This is a genomic window from Photobacterium pectinilyticum, from assembly GCF_024357955.1.
In the GTDB taxonomy this organism is placed as follows: Bacteria; Pseudomonadota; Gammaproteobacteria; order Enterobacterales; family Vibrionaceae; genus Photobacterium; species Photobacterium pectinilyticum.
The window spans coordinates 41,691-58,478 of sequence record NZ_JANEYT010000024.1; the positions used below are offsets into that span (position 1 = coordinate 41,691).

A 16,788-nucleotide genomic window follows, 5' to 3' on the forward strand; every position below is an offset into this window, starting at 1 on the left:
TAGTGGTTTGCTTCAGTTTTCGATTGTTACCAGCAAGCTCAGTAGTTACTGAGCGAGGAAAAACTGGTAAGCCGGATTGTCTGTTTCGTCTTTCCAACTGTAACCGAGCTCACGCAGGTGGCTGGTAAAGGACAATAAATCTTGCTCTTCCAGCTCAAATCCACACAGCACCCTGCCATAATCTGCACCATGGTTGCGGTAGTTGAACAGGCTGATATTCCAGTGAGTGCCTAAGGTATTGAGGAACTTGAGCAGAGCACCGGGATACTCCGGAAACTCAAAACTGTACAGCCGCTCCTTCAATGGCTTGGAAGGCCGGCCGCCAATCATATAGCGGACATGGACTTTGGCCATTTCGTCATCGGATAAATCGACTACCGGGTATCCGCCCTTGCGCAAGTCAGCAATGATGTTATCGAGCTCTTCTTGCCCTTGGAGCAATCTTACCCCGACAAACACATTGGCCAAGCTGTCGTTGTTGTAACGGTAGTTGAATTCGGTGACGGCACGGCCGCCAAGGATATGGCAGAAATCAAGAAATGCTCCAGGCCGCTCAGGGATAGTAACGGCTAATAACCCTTCGCGTTTTTCGCCCAGCTCACAACGCTCAGACACATAACGCAAGCCGTGGAAGTTGAGGTTTGCGCCCGATAGTACCGCGGCAAGCTGTTTGTCTTTGAGCTGGTGGCGATCAGCAAACTTCTTCAGTCCGGCCAGAGACAGGGCACCTGAAGGTTCAGCGATCGCCCGGGTATCTTCGAAAATATCTTTAACCGCCGAGCAGATTTCATCGCTGCTGACGGTGATGGAGTCATCGAGGTACTGCTGGCACAGACGAAAGGTCTCTTCTCCGATGCGTTTTACCGCAACACCATCGGCAAACATGCCGACTTGATCTAGGGTTACCGGCTCTCCGGCATCGAGTGCTGCACGTAGGCAGGCAGAATCTTCAGCTTCGACCCCGATCACTTTGATTTGTGGCATCAGCTGTTTGATAAGTACTGCGACACCTGCTGCAATCCCCCCGCCACCAACAGGAACAAAGATATAGTCGAGATGACCATTTTGTTGCACAAGCTCAACGCCAATAGTGCCTTGACCGGCGATCACCGCGGGGTGATCGAAAGGCGGGATGAAGGTATAGCCGTGTTGCTTGGCTAAGGTTTCTGCATGGGCTTTGGCTTCGTCAAAGTTACCACCATGTAGAACCACTTTCCCACCAAAGCTACGCACAGCATCGACTTTGATATCCGGGGTGGTACGTGGCATGACAATCGTTGCCGATACCCCGAGGTGCTTGCCTGACATGGCAAGCCCCTGGGCATGATTACCTGCAGAAGCGGCAATCACCCCAGCCTGACGCTGGGTTTCGGTAAGTTGGGACATCATGTTATAGGCACCACGCAGCTTGAACGAGTGGACCGGTTGGCGGTCTTCTCGCTTAAGTTGTACGTGGTTGCCAATCCGTGCTGCCAGACGATCCATCGTTTGTAATGGGGTGACTTGTGCCACCTCATACACAGGTGCTCGGAGAATATCGCGAAGGTAATCGGCTCCGCTTAACAGCTCTACATCCTTGGCCAGGGTTACTTCGCTCATCATGTTTTATCCTTCTAGTTTCGATTTATCACGCACAGCCCCTTGGTCGGCACTGGTGGCGAGGTTGGCGTAGGCACGCAGGGCAAACGAGACTTCGCGCTGGCGGTCTAGTGGCTTCCAGCCTCGTCGCTCTGTTTGCGCACGGCGACTGGCCAGTGTTGCCTCATCAACCTGTAGGTCGATACTGCGGTTCGGGATATCAATGGCAATGGTATCGCCATTTTCAATCAAGCCTATGGTGCCGCCGCTGGCCGCTTCCGGTGATACGTGGCCGATCGACAAGCCGCTGGTACCGCCGGAGAAACGTCCGTCGGTGATCAGGGCACACTCTTTGCCCAGCCCCATTGATTTGAGGTAAGTGGTTGGGTAAAGCATTTCTTGCATGCCCGGGCCGCCTTTCGGTCCTTCGTAGCGAATAACGACGACATCGCCGGCTTTCACTTTGCCGGCTAAGATGCCCTCTACTGCCGTTTCCTGGCTTTCGAAGACAATTGCCGGACCGGTAAAGGTTAGGCAGCTCTCATCAACGCCAGCGGTTTTCACGATACAGCCGTCGAGTGCCATGTTGCCGGAAAGCACGGCCAGGCCACCGTCTTGGCTAAAGGCATGTTCTTTGTTGCGGATACAGCCATTTTCGCGGTCGTCATCCAGGCTGTCCCAGCGGCAGTCTTGCGAGAAAGCCTGGGTAGTACGGATCCCTGCAGGTCCAGCACGGAAGAAGGACTTCACTTCTTCTGACTGGGTCTGGACGATATCGTAGTGCTTGAAGCTTTCCGAGAATTGCTCACCCAGGATGTTGTAGCAATCATTGTGGAACAAATTGGCGCGATCGAGCTCGGCAAGAATGCTGTATACCCCACCCGCACGGTGGACATCTTCCATGTGGTATTTCTGGGTTGATGGTGCCACTTTACATAAGTGTGGTACGCGGCGTGACATGCGGTCGATGTCTTCCATGGTGAAGTCAATTTCACCTTCCTGCGCGGCAGCCAGCAGGTGGAGTACGGTATTGGTCGAGCCGCCCATGGCAATATCAAGGGCCATGGCGTTTTCGAATGCTTGCTTGGTTGCAATGTTGCGAGGCAAGGCGCTTTCATCATCTTGTTCGTAGTATCGCTTGGTTAGCTCAACCACGCGTTTACCGGCATTGATAAACAATTGTTCACGATCGGCGTGGGTGGCCAACATCGAGCCGTTACCTGGTTGGCTCAGCCCTAGAGCTTCGGTCAGACAGTTCATCGAGTTGGCAGTGAACATACCCGAGCATGAACCACAGGTCGGACAGGCGGAGCGTTCGATCTGCTCGCTCTGTTCGTCGGAAACATTTGGATCGGCACCCTGGATCATTGCGTCAACCAGATCAAGCTTGAGGATCTGATCCGACAGTTTAGTCTTACCGGCTTCCATTGGACCGCCGGAAACAAAAATTACCGGAATATTGAGGCGCAGTGAGGCCATCAGCATCCCGGGGGTGATTTTATCGCAGTTCGAGATACATACCATGGCATCGGCACAGTGGGCGTTGACCATGTATTCAACTGAGTCGGCGATCAGCTCACGCGATGGCAATGAGTACAGCATCCCGCCGTGGCCCATAGCGATACCATCATCAACGGCAATGGTGTTAAATTCTTTGGCGATACCGCCCGCCGCTTCAATTTCCTTCGCGACTAACTGGCCCAGATCCTTAAGATGGACGTGACCCGGAACAAATTGGGTGAACGAGTTCACCACCGCAATAATCGGCTTGCCGAAATCTTCATCTTTTACGCCGGTGGCGCGCCATAGGGCACGGGCACCAGCCATATTGCGGCCGTGGGTGGTGGTGGCGGAACGGTACTTGGGCATAACGAAAAATCCTTTTGCTGTATTGCATGGCCGGTGGGTGTGGTTTGGTCACCGGCCGCTAAGTCAGTGTTTACTTATTGGTAGGGTAAACGTAGTCAAGCCAACCCCACTTGTCTTCGGTGGTACCATTGAACAGGCCGAAGTAGGCTTCCTGCAGTACCTTGGTCACCGGGCCGCGCTTGCCTTCACCGACAGTGATCTGATCGACGCTGCGGACCGGGACGATTTCGGCTGCGGTACCGGTCATGAAAATTTCATCGGCCAGGTACAGGGCTTCGCGGGCAATGTTCTCTTCGCGGACTTCATAGCCATGTTCTTTGGCTAGGATCATGATGGTATCGCGGGTGATACCCGGTAAGATGGCACTGGTTGCTGGTGGTGTTGACAAGATGCCGTTACGGATCACAAACAGGTTCTCACCTGCCCCTTCAGACAGGTAGCCGTCAACACTTAGCGCGATCCCTTCGGCATAACCATGGCGACGGGCTTCACCACCCACAAGTAGGGAAGACAGGTAGTTACCACCAGCTTTTGCCGCGGTTGGGATAGTATTCGGTGCAGCACGGTTCCAACTCGAAATCATTGCATCGACCCCGTTTTCTAACGCCTCTTCGCCGAGGTAAGAGCCCCAAGGGAAAGCGGCAACCATGACGTCCATTTCAGTATCCACTGGTGGGCAGACACCCAGGCCAACATTACCCACATAGGCGAGCGGGCGGATATAAGCGGAATCGAGCTTATTCACTCGCAATGTTTCACGGCATACTTCCATTAGCTCATCGGCGCTGTATGGGATCGGGAAGCGGTATATTTTGGCTGAGTTCTTCAGACGATCCATATGCTCTTTGTGACGGAAGATCGCTGGACCTTTCGGGGTGTTGTAGCAGCGAATACCTTCGAAGACCGAGGTACCGTAGTGCATGGCATGCGTTAGCACATGTACCTTGGCATCGCCCCAAGGCATCATTTCACCGTTGAACCAAATAAAATCCGCTGTGTTGGCCATGTTTGTTCCTTCCTTAAAATCTAATCTCGGTTAGCTACGAGTGTGGTTTCTACGGTACGAATATCCCAAAGTTTCTCGATTTGATCGATCAGCGTCGTTATTGGGCGGTCGCTGTCGACAAGGATTTCGATACTGGCGATTTTGCTTTCGTGGTTTTGAGTTGCATTCACTTGTTTTATCACAAAACCACGGTGACGGATCACCCGCAAGATACGTTCTAGTAATACTGGCTTATCATCCGCTTTGATGTCGAGTAAATATCTGTCCATTAAGTATTCTCCAGCATATCTTGATTCGCTGCGCCAGGTGGTACGAGGGGCCATACATTGTCTTCTTCAGAGATCAATACATGGAGTAAATAAGCCGTCTTGCTTGCCAGCATCTCTTTCAGGGCCGGCTCCACATCTTCTTTACGGGTGATGGTTTTACCCGGGATATCGAAGGCCTTGGCCAGCATCACAAAATCAGGGTTGTCATCGAGGATGGTTTCGCTGTGGCGGCCATCGAAGAACAGGGACTGCCATTGGCGCACCATACCCAGACGCTGATTGTTGATAAGGACCATCTTGACCGGGATCTGGCGTCGTTTGAGGGTACCCAATTCCTGGATGTTCATCATGAACGAGCCGTCACCGGTGATCAGAATGGATTCGTCATCCGGACGGGCGACTTTGGCGCCCATTGCTGCCGGCAGGCCGAAGCCCATGGTGCCGAGACCGGCTGAGGTGATGTAATTCTGCGGTTCGCGGGGCTGCATATGCTGGGCTGCCCACATTTGGTGTTGGCCAACGTCGGTTGAGATCATGGCGCTGTCAGGCATCATGTCAGACAGTTGTTTCATTAGCAGTGGGGCATAGATTAAGTCGCCCGGATGATCATAGCGCCACTTGTTTTGCTGACGCAGGCTGGCGGTATAATCAGCCCAGTCATTGATGTTTTGGCTTAGCTCCAGCTGCGGCAGGATGACATTAATATCTCCGCGCAGCGGGGCGTGGGCATGGCGTAATTTGTTGAACTCGGCAGCATCGATGTCGATATGGATCACCTTGGCGTGAGGGGCGAAGGTATCCAGTTTGCCGGTGACTCGGTCATCGAAGCGGGCACCGACGACAATCAGCAGGTCACACTCCTGAACCACCAAATTGGCGGTTTTGGTGCCGTGCATCCCCAGCATACCTAAGTAGTGCGGGTCGTGGCGTTCAATGGTGCCCAGTCCTTTGAGGGTGCTGACCGACGGCATCGGGTTCATGGTAAGGAAAGTGCGCACGGTGTTGGTGGCTTTGGCTAACTGGACACCGCCACCCACGTAAAGCACCGGGCGCTGGCTTTCAGACAGTAGCTGCTGGGCAGTGGCTACCTGCTCGGTGGTAGCTACTGGCAGTGCTGGTGGGGTGATCGGTGTCAAATCCCCATCAGGTGCCTGGGCGAGTTGGACATCTTTGGCGATATCGACCACCACCGGGCCAGGACGGCCGGCTTTGGCGACTTCGAATGCCTCGGCCAAGGTGGGGATTAGATCGTCTATATCAGTCACCAGGTAGCTGTGCTTGGCACAGGCTAGCGACATGCCGATCACATCCATCTCCTGGAAGGCGTCGGTGCCGATGTGCGAGCTGGCAACTTGCCCTGTGATGGCGACAATCGGCACAGAGTCGAGGAAGGCATCGGCCAGTCCTGTCATCAGGTTGGTGGCGCCGGGGCCTGACGTGGCCATGCATACTGCCACGTCCTGTGTTGATCTGGCCATACCGATAGCGGCCATGGCTGCGCCTTGTTCGTGGCGGCACAAAATGTGCTCGACGCCACCGTCATAGAGGGCATCATAAATGGGCATGATGGCACCACCCGGATAGCCAAATATCGTTTTGATCCCCTGCTTCTGCAGCGCCGTTACGACTAACTCTGCTCCCGTCATCGCTGCTCTCCCCTGTTTCCTTGCCTGCGACATGCTGATTGGTTGTTGGTTTAATCGGCATATTTCATTAGATAGTCCAAAAAAAAGCCCCCTGGCCTGTTGGCTTAGGGGGCTTTTCTGCGTTTGTTGTGCTTGTCAGCTAATTTACGCCTGCCTGTCCCCCTCGTAGTGAAATAAGCACCACGATGACGTTGATAATGAGTTGGAGGGCGTTGGCCATAAATTGCATTGACTGTCTGTCCGGTTTTTATGTTTAGACGTTGTGTTGACCTAGTGGTAACACAGACATCGCTCGCATGACAAGAAAAAATTTAAAATTAATTTTCAATTAGACTGCATAAATAGGCTATTGATGAAACGTATTCAGTGAAAATATTTAACTTTTTTGTTTGAAATAACAGCAGGATGACTACAGATGAACCTTGCCATTATTCACAGCCGTGCCTGCGTAGGGGTACAGGCCCCTGCCGTCACCGTTGAGGTGCATATCAGTAATGGTATGCCAGCCTTAACATTAGTTGGCCTGCCGGAAACCAGTGTTAAGGAAGCCAAGGACAGGGTGCGCAGTGCCATTGTTAATGCCGGGTTCGAGTTTCCGTCAATGTATTACGGTTAACTTGGCACCAGCCGATTTACCCAAGGAAGGTGGCCGGTTCGATTTGCCTATCGCACTTGGGATCCTTGCCGCTTCGGAGCAAATACCGGCCAATAAGCTTCATAACGTTGAATTTTTAGGAGAGTTGGCGCTATCCGGTGAGTTGCGCCCGATCAAAGGGGCCCTACCCGCAGCCTTAGCTGCCGGGCAGGCCAAGCGTTGCTTGGTGGTGCCCGATGGCAATGGTGATCAGGTCGCGTTGGTTGGCAAAGAGTGCCATAAATCGGCACCGAGCTTGTTGGCGGTCTGTGGCCATTTGCATGGGCAGGGTGAGCTTGCTCTGGCGCAGTCAGCAACCCTCGGTGTGGAAGATAGGGTGGCACCAGAGCGGGATATGCAAGATATCATCGGCCAGCAACAGGGCAAGCGAGCACTGGAGATTGCGGCAGCAGGTGGCCATAACCTGTTATTTCTTGGTCCGCCCGGAACCGGGAAAACGATGCTGGCCTCGAGGTTGTGTGATTTGCTGCCAGCGATGTCTATCGAGGAGGCGATGGAAACGGCGGCGGTGGCCTCGCTAACTCAACAGCATATCCATGAAGGTAACTGGCGCCGACGGCCCTTTCGCACTCCCCATCATTCCAGTTCGATGGCGGCCTTGGTCGGTGGCGGTTCGGTGCCTCGCCCCGGTGAAATATCCCTAGCCCACAACGGAATCTTATTCCTTGATGGAGATGCCGGAGTTTGAGCGCAAGGCGCTGGACTCGCTGCGTGAGCCATTGGAATCGGGAGAAATCGTGATTTCCCGCGCCACCAGTAAGACCACCTTCCCGGCCCGGTTTCAGTTGATCGGAGCCATGAATCCAAGCCCGACCGGTTTTTATGAAGGTAACCAGTCGCGCACCAATCCCCAGGCCATACTGCGCTATCTTAGTCGGTTGTCAGGTCCGTTGCTGGACCGCTTTGATATGTCGATTGAGATCCCGGCTTTGCCAAGAGGGACCTTGGCCGATGGTGGCGATCGGGGCGAGCCCAGTACGGTGATCCGCGAGCGGGTATGGACCGCCAGAGAGGTCATGGTTGAACGCAGTGGCCGGGTCAATGCTCTGCTGGGAACGCGCGAACTGGATACCTTCTGTAAGCTCGGCAAGCAAGATGCTGAGTTTCTCGAAACGGCCTTGCACCAGCTCGGGTTATCTATTCGTGCCTATCACCGGATCATCAAAGTGGCGAGGACTATCGCCGATCTCGCTGGGTGTGAGGCCATTGAGCGTAGGCACCTTGCCGAAGCATTGGGCTACCGAGCGATGGACAGGTTATTGCGCCAGTTGACGGCACAGGCTGTGTAGCGTGATAGTGGGGGAGAGATAAGGAGAGTGTGAAAACAAGGGATAGAAAGCAAAAAAGGCCCGTAGGCCTTTTTGTCTTCTATCGCGTATTGTTGAGCAGGCTTACTTGGTCAGTAGGTAGTTCACCAACTCGAAGTACTCGTCAACGGATTTGACCTTGCCAGCCTCAACCAGGTACTTGTTGTTGACGATGATGGCAGGAACGCCAGTCAGGCCGCTGTCCTGGAAGGCCTTGTTGAAGCGGTTGACCATCGAATTCACTGCAAAGCTGTTGAAAGCACCGTCAAAGTCTTCTGCGCTAACCCCTTCATCAATGAATATTTGGCGTAGTTCATCATCGTTGCGTGGTGGCTTTTGCATGTCATGGACGCGGGCAAACAGCACTGGTGTGATTTTATCTTCGACACCAAGCACCACTGAGGTCGCATAGGCCTTGCTCATTGATTTACCCATGTTACCGCCCATGAACGATACGTGGTTCTTCTGCAGCTTGGCATTATCCGGCAGGTTTTGCTTCAGCTGCTGGATGATCGGCTCGAAGCTATTACAGTGTGGGCAGTAGAATGAGAAGAACTCGGTGACCACTGGGCTGCTGGATTTTGGCAGTTCCAATACCTTGTAATATTCCCCTTCAGTAAACTTGGCTGCCTGTACGGATAGCGACAGCAGTGCCACGCTGGCAAAAGCTAGGATTTTCTTAAACATGAATCAAATTACTCCCTTAAATCAAAGATCTGAAATAACGCGGTTATTTCTCTTATATTGTGATTAGTATTATTACCATTGTGGCATCAGTTGCAATGGCGGCTCATTGAGGGCGGCCAGCTGCTCCTTGAATGCCAGCACTTGCCCTTCCCAGTACTTGGCATCGGCAAACCACGGGAAGGCGTGTGGGAAAGCGGGATCTTCCCAGCGTCGTGCCAACCATGCCATGTAATGTACCATTCTAAGACCGCGCAAAGGCTCGATCAGTTGCAACTGTTTTTGATCGAAATCGGCAAACTCACAATAGGCTTCCAGAATAGTATCCAACTGGGCCAGTTGGTCGTGGCGATCGCCGTTGAGCAGCATCCACAAATCCTGGACTGCCGGGCCATTGCGGGCATCGTCCAAGTCGACGAACAGTGGGCCGTCACGCCAGAGGATATTACCGGGGTGGCAGTCACCATGGAGACGGATTGACGTCCAGTCAGTATGCCATTGCTGCTCGAGTTCGCGGATCAGGGTATCGAGATCGGAGAAGAAAACGTGCTTGAGGTGATCGGGGATCATCGCAGATTGCTCGAGAACCTGACGAGGCAGATAGAGGTACTCATCAAGGCCGATAGTTGGGCGGTGTTGAAAGGCCGTACGCTGGCCAACCTGGTGGATCCGGCCAAGGAAACGACCGACCCACTCCAACTGGTCAAAGTTGTCGACTTCAAACTGGCGTCCACCCATGCTTGGAAATAAGGCTAAACGGTGGTACTGATGAAATGGATGCAGTGTGCGACCATCAATCTTGATCGGTGCAGCAACGGGGATCTCCTGTTCGGCCAGCTCCAGTGTGAACTGGTGCTCCTCATCGATTTGCTCGTTGGTCCAGCGCTGAGGGCGATAGAACTTGGTGACATAGCGGGCACCGTCTTCGGCGACAAACTGGTAAACCCGGTTCTCATAGCTGTTGAGCGGAAGCAGGCCGGATTCAGCACGGATGCCAATGCTGTCAAGGGCATCAAGCAATAAGTCTGGGTTCAGGTCGGCAAAGTTGAAGCCGTGTTGTTGTGTCATCGTGACTTTCCACTAGGTACAGATTGTACGCAATTATAACACCATAATAAGAAAGGGCCTTTGGTGGCCCCCCCTTTACATTATTTTGCACTGGCTAGGTGGGTACCGAGCTAGCGAAGTTCACCGATAAAGCGGCTTTCGGTCTGGACTTGGTGTCCGTCACCTTCCCGCGTGAGGGTAAAGATGATATCGGCAATATTACCTTGTAGCAGGTATGGGTCCACTCCCAGGCTCACTGGCAAGGTAAAGATCTCTCCGGCGGTAACACTGACTTGCTGTGGACCGTACCACTCAATCTCTTCGATACCGCTGACCGCGAGGGTATAGCGGGTATCTTGTTGGGTTTTGTTGAGGATTTTTAGGGTATAGGTGTTTTCCACCAAGCCTTCGTTGTTGATCCGGAATAGCTGGCTGCGGTCGCGGAGCACATCCAGCCCCATAGGTTGAACGGACGCGAATAGATAGAAGAACAGGCCGACCATCGCCACCATCACACCGCCATAGCCGAGCAGCTTGGGCCGCATAACATGGGTGCTATGCCCTTCTAGCTTATGCTCGGTGGTATAACTGATCAGGCGTTTGTCATAGCCCATTCGCGTCATGGTCTCATCACAGGCGTCGACACAGGCGCCGCAGTTGATGCACTCATATTGCAGGCCGTCGCGGATATCGATCCCCGTCGGACAGACCTGCACGCAGAGGTTGCAGTCGATACAGTCACCGAGGCCGAGCGTTTTGGGATCTTTCTTGCGTGGTCTGGGGCCACGTGCTTCACCCCGTGCAACATCATAACCAACGATATAGGTGTCCTTATCGAACATTGCTGACTGGAAGCGAGCGTAGGGGCACATGTGGATACAGACTATCGATCGCATCCAGCCAGCGTTGGCATAGGTACAGCCGGTAAAGAATAGTACCCAGAAGCCAGCCCAGAAGCTGGTACCGAAGGTAAAGAAGTCAATCACCAAGGATTTGACGGGTAGGAAGTAGCCAACAAAGGTTAGGCCGGTCGCAAGGGCAACGGCCAGCCAGGCAATATGCTTGAGGATTTTACGGCCAATGAGCTTGGCGGTGGGTTTCATGCTGTCTTGCTTGCGGCGCTTGTTAGCTGGTCCCTCGAGTTTTTCTTCGCACCAGATATAGATGAATGTCCAAACGGTCTGGGGACAGAAGTAGCCGCACCAAACTCGTCCAAGAAAGGTAGTGATAAAAAACAGGGCAAAAGCGGCAATCATAAACAGGGTAGCCAGCAGGGTCAGATCCTGGGGCCAAAGGGTGGTACCGAAAAAGTGGAATTGCTGCTGGCCGATATCGAGCAAGATCGCCTGGCGGTCGCCGTAGGGGATCCACGGTAGTCCCATAAATAGCAGCATCAGCAGCCAGCCCATTCGACGGCGCAGCTGTTGGTAAATCCCTTTGGCGGCCCGGACATATATCCGGTTGCCGGGATTGAAGCGATCCGCTCCCCCTTTGTGGGTCTTGGGATTAACCGTGGGCGGGGTGACATCCTTAATCTTTATTTTCTCTTGGGTCATGACATTACTTCCTTGGATGCTGCCTCACAGGCAGCGCGCGGCCAGTACGTTGCCGGCCAGTACGTTGTAATCGTAAAGTTGGAACTGGTAAATAAATGTTACCGGCAAAGTATATCCCAGCCGAGAGCATGAATACTCTAGCGAGGTCATAATTTAGGCAACGGATGCCGCAGAGTGTGAGGTCACGGGGATGAAGTGGCTAATATAAAGAAGGGAAGACTTAGTCGCAAAGAAGACGAAAATGCTGGGCCTGAGCAGCCCAGCACTGAGATCATTTGAGGATGCCGCGAGCACGCAAGATTGCGGTTTTGAAGTCGTCTTCGCAATCCTTGGCGATGCCTGGGATCATTTCCTGCTTCTCGCTGTTGCGCATCTTCAGGTGATAGATAAGGGTATCATCAGTCAGATCTTCCAGTTTGCCTTCGAATTTAGCTTCTTGTGCCAGTTTCAGCAAGAACTCAACTAAGTTCATTTCTGGTTCTTTGAGCCATTCTGGGTGGATGAGCTCGATCATTTCATTGACGCGATGGGTCTTCATAACAACTCCGCTTAGTAAAGGCTGGTTAACTATATGGTTATTATTTTTAGTGGGGTAACGTTATAACAAAGCACGGATGGATACAAATAGGCGGATATAAATAAAAGGGCAGCCCGAAGGCTGCCCTGAATGCGAAGTGTTACTACGCTGCTTTTTCACTGTCGCTGCTGGTGATGTCGGCCTGATGAGGGGCTGGGATCACCGGTAGGGACTGAACTGCGGCTTTGGTTGTTTTGCTTTTTAGTGTTGGGGCGTGCGAGGTACTACGCAGACGAGATGGGCTGCGAGGTGTGTTGTACCTGACAAACGAGGCTGTGCGCATGTTTTACCTATTGGTCAGGCGCTTCCGTGGCCGGTTGAATACATTATTTCAGCATCTTTACTGTTGGCAGGGCCGTTCCTGTGCGGAAATAAAATGGTGTTTAATTTTCGCGGCGAGAATAGCAACAACCTATCATTAAGTCGAGTGTTATTTGACCGCCGTTAAGGTGCTTACCCCTTGTTTTTTACCGGGCCTTACAAGCGAAATGTTACCCGTCTCGTCATCTGTGAAGATAAGCCGTTTATCTGGTTTCACTTTGTGGTCTAATGCAGCCATTGCTGGCAATAAGAGCCTGTCTGGCAAGCACAGTCAGGACAATAACTACAGCCTCTGGAGGGAGTTAATGGATCACGATCAGCAGCGACGGGTTACCAGCCGTAACTTGTCCTATAAACTGGCAGAGTCTATCGGGCAACAGATCTTGCGTGGGGAAACCGCACCGGGAGAAATCCTACCGGGTGAAGTGGAACTGGGCGAAATGTATGGTGTCAGCCGGACCGCTATCCGTGAAGCCATCAAAATGCTGGCGGCCAAAGGGATGGTACTACCCCGCCCTCGTATTGGTACCCGGGTATTGCCGAAGAGAAACTGGAATTATCTGGATCAAGACCTGCTGGCTTGGCTTAACTTCGAACAGCAAAGTGATTTAGTCTCTGAGTTCCAACGGGTAAGGATATCGCTTGAGCCTGAGGCTGCCGCCCTGACAGCTGTCAATGCCAATGAAGCTGATCGCGAAGAGTTATGTAGCCTGATGGCAGAGATGCACGCCTTGGGCGAAAAGTTTGACCAAGACCGCTGGGTCGAAGTCGATACCCGTTATCACCAGTTGATTTACTTTGCCTCAGGTAATCACTTTATCAGTCCATTCGGTATTTTGTTCAAAGCGGTGTTCGAGAGCTATTTCAGGGTGATCACCCGCGAGAAGCTGCTCAAGCTTGAATTGCATCAGCAAGTGGTCGACGGCATTATGACCCGCGATCCGGAAGCAGCCAGACAGGCTACTATCGAACTGCTGCGCTAAACCAGGAAAACGAAGCAAAGGCTTCGTTTTTTTGTTTGTGCACCAGATCGCTAAGTCTGCTCTTGCGACAACAGGGTGTTCACTGCAATATAAGTATCATTTCATATTCATAGGGTGCATATGATGATAAAGGTTATATGCATGCAGCAAAGGAGATGCTCTGATGTCATTATTCCGCAAAAGCTTGGCCAGCCTTGGCATTGGTTCGGCTCGGGTCGATACTGTGCTGCCGCAGGGTGTGTTGATCCCGGGTGATCCCTTGGCGGTCGATGTGCTGGTGCATGGCGGAAAGGTGGAGCAGCACATCGATAATATTTACCTGTTTTTGTGTTGCCGCTACGAAGAGGAAGTGGAGACCAGCCGGGGAGATAGCCAGCACCGCAAGGAAAAGATCACCCAAACCTGTCGCTTGGCCGAATGGTCACTGCCCTACTCGTTCGTTATTGGCGCCAATGAAGAGCGCTACTTCAATGTGAGTTTGCCGCTGCCCTTCAATACCCCTATCACCATCGGTGACTCCCATGTTTGGCTCGAGACCCACCTCGATATGCCGTTGGCCTTTGATGCCAAAGATAAAGATTTGCTGACAGTTAGACCCGACCCGCTGTTGGACGGCGTTTTTTCGGCGCTGGAGCTAGCCGGGCTTCGGATCCGCCAAGTCGAATGTGAGGCGGCCAAAGGGTTTGCCCTGCCGTTTGTCCAGGAGTTTGAATTCGTGCCGGTGTCCGGGCCTTATCATGGCCGCTGGCGTGAGCTGGAAGTGGTGGTCTACCGTGATGAATCGGGTTTGCAGATGTGGTTTGAAATCGACCGTCGCCAGCGTGGTTTTAACGGCCTGTTGTCAGGCTTGCTTGGCCGTGGCGAGCTCAAGCGTTATTGTGAAATTCCGGCCTGCTTACATCCGCAGCAGGCGGGTGAGCGGGTATTGGCCTTTTTAGATCAAGCCACCTAACTCGGTGTAAGTTGCTGTCTCGCTCCCGTAATAAGAGCGATTGATGAAAAATAGCTGTTTCAGCTTACACCTGTAAGCCAAATGTGCCATACTGCTGATCTATTGAGCATAAACTCTATATTGAGGACGACAGCAATGGCAGAGCAGTTGGCGACCGGCTCGGAGTATTCGGTCACGGAGGAAGTGGCAAACAGCATCAGCCACGGTCTTGGCATGGTGTTTGGGATCATTGGTTTGGTTTTGTTACTGATTCAGGCCGTTAGTGCCGGTGCTGATGCGCTGAGCATTACCAGCTTGAGTATTTATGGTGCCAGTATGATTTTGCTCTATCTGGCATCAACCCTCTATCACGCGATCCCGTCTGAGCGGGCCAAGCGGGCACTGAAGACCTTTGATCACTGTGCCATTTATCTACTGATTGCCGGAACTTATACCCCGTTTCTCCTGATTTCCCTGCGTACGCCACTGGCGATCACCCTGATGGCAGTGATTTGGGGGATAGCCCTGGTAGGTATTATGCTGAAAATTGCTTTTGTCTATCGCTTCAAGCGCTTGTCACTGGCGACTTACCTAACTATGGGGTGGTTGTCGTTAATTGCGGTGTACCCGTTGGCGATGTCTCTAGCCACCGGTGGTCTGGTTTTGCTGGCGGCGGGGGGTATCGTGTATTCGGTGGGGGTGGTGTTCTATGTCAATAAACGTATCCCTTATAACCACGCGATTTGGCACTTGTTTGTACTGGGTGGAACGGTTTGCCATTTTCTGGCGATTTATTTCTACGTTAAACCGGTGTAATTGGCATCAGTCTCCTGCACTAAAAACATACTCATATATGAAAAAGAGAGCCAAAGCGGCTCTCTTTTTTCTTTATGGTGCCTTTGCTGCTGGATTAGTTGCGCCAGAACGCAGGGAAGAACACCACCAAGACGGTCAGGATTTCCAGCCTACCCATCAGCATACCCAAGCTCAACGTCCACTTGGCCAAGTCAGGCAAGGTCGCAAAGTTGCCAGTCGGGCCGATCACATTGCCCATTCCGGGGCCAACATTGGCGACAGCTGTGACGGCGCCGGTAATACTGGTGATGGCATCAAGTCCCAGCATGCTGAGAATCGCGGCGACTACCACGATGGTCAGGACAAACGTCAGGGCGAAGGCCACCACTGAGCGGACAATCCCATCGGTAACTGGTCGGCCGTTGTAGCGCTGGATGAACACTCCTGACGGGTGGATCAACTGCATCATCTGCTTGCGCAGCAGGGCAAAGGCGACTTGGAAACGGAAGATTTTGATCCCGCCGGCGGTCGAACCCGAGCACCCTCCGACCAGCATGATGAAGGCAAACACGATCGTCGGGAACGGCCCCCAGGCGGTAAAGTCATCCAGCCCAAAACCGGTAGTGGTTACCACCGATATGATGTTGAATAACGAGACTCTAAACGCGTCAATGAAGCGGTAATCTAATTGCCAGGTAAGCCACAGTGCCACGGCAAGACCTGCGCTGAATACCAAGAGGGTAAACCCCCTCACCTGAGCATCGCTCAGCAAGGAGCGGGATTCGCGTTTACGCAGCGCCTGAACAAATAGCAGGAACGGCAAACCACCGGCAAACATGAATACAATCGCTACCCAATGGGCACTGTTCGAGAAGTGGTTCATCGAGCCGTCTGAGGTTGAATAGCCACCGGTCGACAGCGTGGTAAAGGCATGGTTGATTGCGTCGAAGGTATTCATCCCTGTCACTAGGTAACCGAGGAAACAAAGTCCGGTCAGGCTGAGATAGACATTGACGATATTCTTGGCCACGCTCTTGGTCCGTGGCGAGCTTTTGTCAGACCAATCAGAAGACTCGGTTTGGAACAGGCGCATACCACCGACATTGAGCATCGGCAAGATAGCCACCCCCATCACGATAAAGCCGATCCCGCCCAGCCACTGTAAGGTGGATCGCCAGAGTAAGATACTCGGTGCCATATCATCCAACCCGCTGAGAACGGTCGAACCTGTGGTGGTGATCCCCGACATGGTCTCGAAGTAGGCATCGGTGAAGCTGATATGATTGATAAAGACAAACGGCAAGGCGGCAAAGGCGCTGGCAATGGTCCAGACTAAGGTGGTGATCAGGAACATATCCCGCACACCAAGCTTGAATTCGTTGGTCCGGCCGAATGTCAGGCATAGGAATGCCACCACATGAGTGATGGTGACAGCGGTGGCGAAGTCGATAAATCCTTCGGTCCCGGTGGCGAAGGCCACCAGGGTCGGGACATACATGAACAGGGCTATCTTGGATAAGACCAGCCCGATCACGAACAGAATGGGACGAAAGTTGACCATGTT

General features: G+C 52.8%; 14 protein-coding genes and 1 pseudogene. 4 read left to right on the forward strand and 11 right to left on the reverse strand.

Annotated elements, in window-relative coordinates:
* Nucleotides 1-45: 45 nt before the first annotated feature.
* The 5 genes from ilvA to ilvG form a co-directional block, all read right to left on the reverse strand.
* Nucleotides 46-1,599 (reverse strand): threonine ammonia-lyase, biosynthetic, encoded by a 1,554-nt coding sequence (gene ilvA / locus NHN17_RS12180; protein WP_255042858.1) that lies wholly within the window; start codon nt 1,597-1,599, stop codon nt 46-48.
* Nucleotides 1,600-1,605: 6 nt separating this feature from the next.
* On the reverse strand, nt 1,606-3,447 hold the full coding sequence (gene ilvD, locus NHN17_RS12185) for a dihydroxy-acid dehydratase (protein ID WP_255042831.1): 1,842 nt from the start codon (nt 3,445-3,447) through the stop codon (nt 1,606-1,608).
* Nucleotides 3,448-3,517: 70 nt separating this feature from the next.
* Complete coding sequence (gene ilvE, locus NHN17_RS12190; RefSeq protein WP_255042832.1) at nt 3,518-4,453, reverse strand: branched-chain-amino-acid transaminase; 936 nt, start codon at nt 4,451-4,453, stop codon at nt 3,518-3,520.
* A gap of 20 nt (nt 4,454-4,473) precedes the next feature.
* Nucleotides 4,474-4,722: an acetolactate synthase 2 small subunit gene (gene ilvM, locus NHN17_RS12195; protein WP_255042833.1), complete on the reverse strand. Its 249-nt coding sequence runs from the start codon at nt 4,720-4,722 to the stop codon at nt 4,474-4,476.
* Nucleotides 4,722-6,368, reverse strand: a complete 1,647-nt coding sequence (gene ilvG, locus NHN17_RS12200) for an acetolactate synthase 2 catalytic subunit (RefSeq protein WP_255042834.1) — start codon at nt 6,366-6,368, stop codon at nt 4,722-4,724. Before ilvG ends, ilvM begins: the two co-directional genes overlap by 1 nt.
* 415 nt (nt 6,369-6,783) lie before the next feature.
* Between ilvG and NHN17_RS12205 the strand changes: the two are divergent.
* Nucleotides 6,784-8,312: pseudogene (locus NHN17_RS12205) on the forward strand (YifB family Mg chelatase-like AAA ATPase).
* A 102-nt stretch (nt 8,313-8,414) separates the two neighbouring features.
* Here NHN17_RS12205 and NHN17_RS12210 read toward each other — a convergent pair.
* From NHN17_RS12210 to NHN17_RS12230, 5 genes are all read right to left on the reverse strand, one after another.
* Entirely contained in the window at nt 8,415-9,017 is a 603-nt protein-coding gene (locus tag NHN17_RS12210; RefSeq protein WP_255042835.1) for a DsbA family protein, read from the reverse strand.
* A gap of 72 nt (nt 9,018-9,089) precedes the next feature.
* Nucleotides 9,090-10,082 (reverse strand): serine/threonine protein kinase, encoded by a 993-nt coding sequence (locus NHN17_RS12215; RefSeq protein ID WP_255042836.1) that lies wholly within the window; start codon nt 10,080-10,082, stop codon nt 9,090-9,092.
* A gap of 110 nt (nt 10,083-10,192) precedes the next feature.
* Entirely contained in the window at nt 10,193-11,617 is a 1,425-nt protein-coding gene (gene ccoG / locus NHN17_RS12220; RefSeq protein ID WP_255042837.1) for a cytochrome c oxidase accessory protein CcoG, read from the reverse strand.
* Between the two features lie 271 nt (nt 11,618-11,888).
* Nucleotides 11,889-12,155, reverse strand: a complete 267-nt coding sequence (locus tag NHN17_RS12225) for a YihD family protein (RefSeq protein WP_255042838.1) — start codon at nt 12,153-12,155, stop codon at nt 11,889-11,891.
* A 142-nt stretch (nt 12,156-12,297) separates the two neighbouring features.
* Complete coding sequence (locus NHN17_RS12230) at nt 12,298-12,477, reverse strand: hypothetical protein (protein ID WP_255042839.1); 180 nt, start codon at nt 12,475-12,477, stop codon at nt 12,298-12,300.
* A gap of 343 nt (nt 12,478-12,820) precedes the next feature.
* Between NHN17_RS12230 and NHN17_RS12235 the strand changes: the two genes are divergently transcribed.
* The 3 genes from NHN17_RS12235 to trhA all read left to right on the forward strand — a co-directional run bounded on the left by NHN17_RS12235 (nt 12,821) and on the right by trhA (nt 15,245).
* Nucleotides 12,821-13,498, forward strand: coding sequence for a FadR/GntR family transcriptional regulator (locus NHN17_RS12235; protein WP_255042859.1), 678 nt, complete (start codon nt 12,821-12,823; stop codon nt 13,496-13,498).
* A gap of 163 nt (nt 13,499-13,661) precedes the next feature.
* Nucleotides 13,662-14,450, forward strand: coding sequence for a sporulation protein (locus NHN17_RS12240; protein ID WP_255042840.1), 789 nt, complete (start codon nt 13,662-13,664; stop codon nt 14,448-14,450).
* Between the two features lie 135 nt (nt 14,451-14,585).
* Nucleotides 14,586-15,245: a PAQR family membrane homeostasis protein TrhA gene (gene trhA / locus NHN17_RS12245; RefSeq protein ID WP_255042841.1), complete on the forward strand. Its 660-nt coding sequence runs from the start codon at nt 14,586-14,588 to the stop codon at nt 15,243-15,245.
* Between the two features lie 94 nt (nt 15,246-15,339).
* On the opposite strand, the gene NHN17_RS12250 is transcribed toward trhA, so the two are convergent.
* Nucleotides 15,340-16,785: a TrkH family potassium uptake protein gene (locus NHN17_RS12250; RefSeq protein WP_255042842.1), complete on the reverse strand. Its 1,446-nt coding sequence runs from the start codon at nt 16,783-16,785 to the stop codon at nt 15,340-15,342.
* Nucleotides 16,786-16,788: the final 3 nt, after the last annotated feature.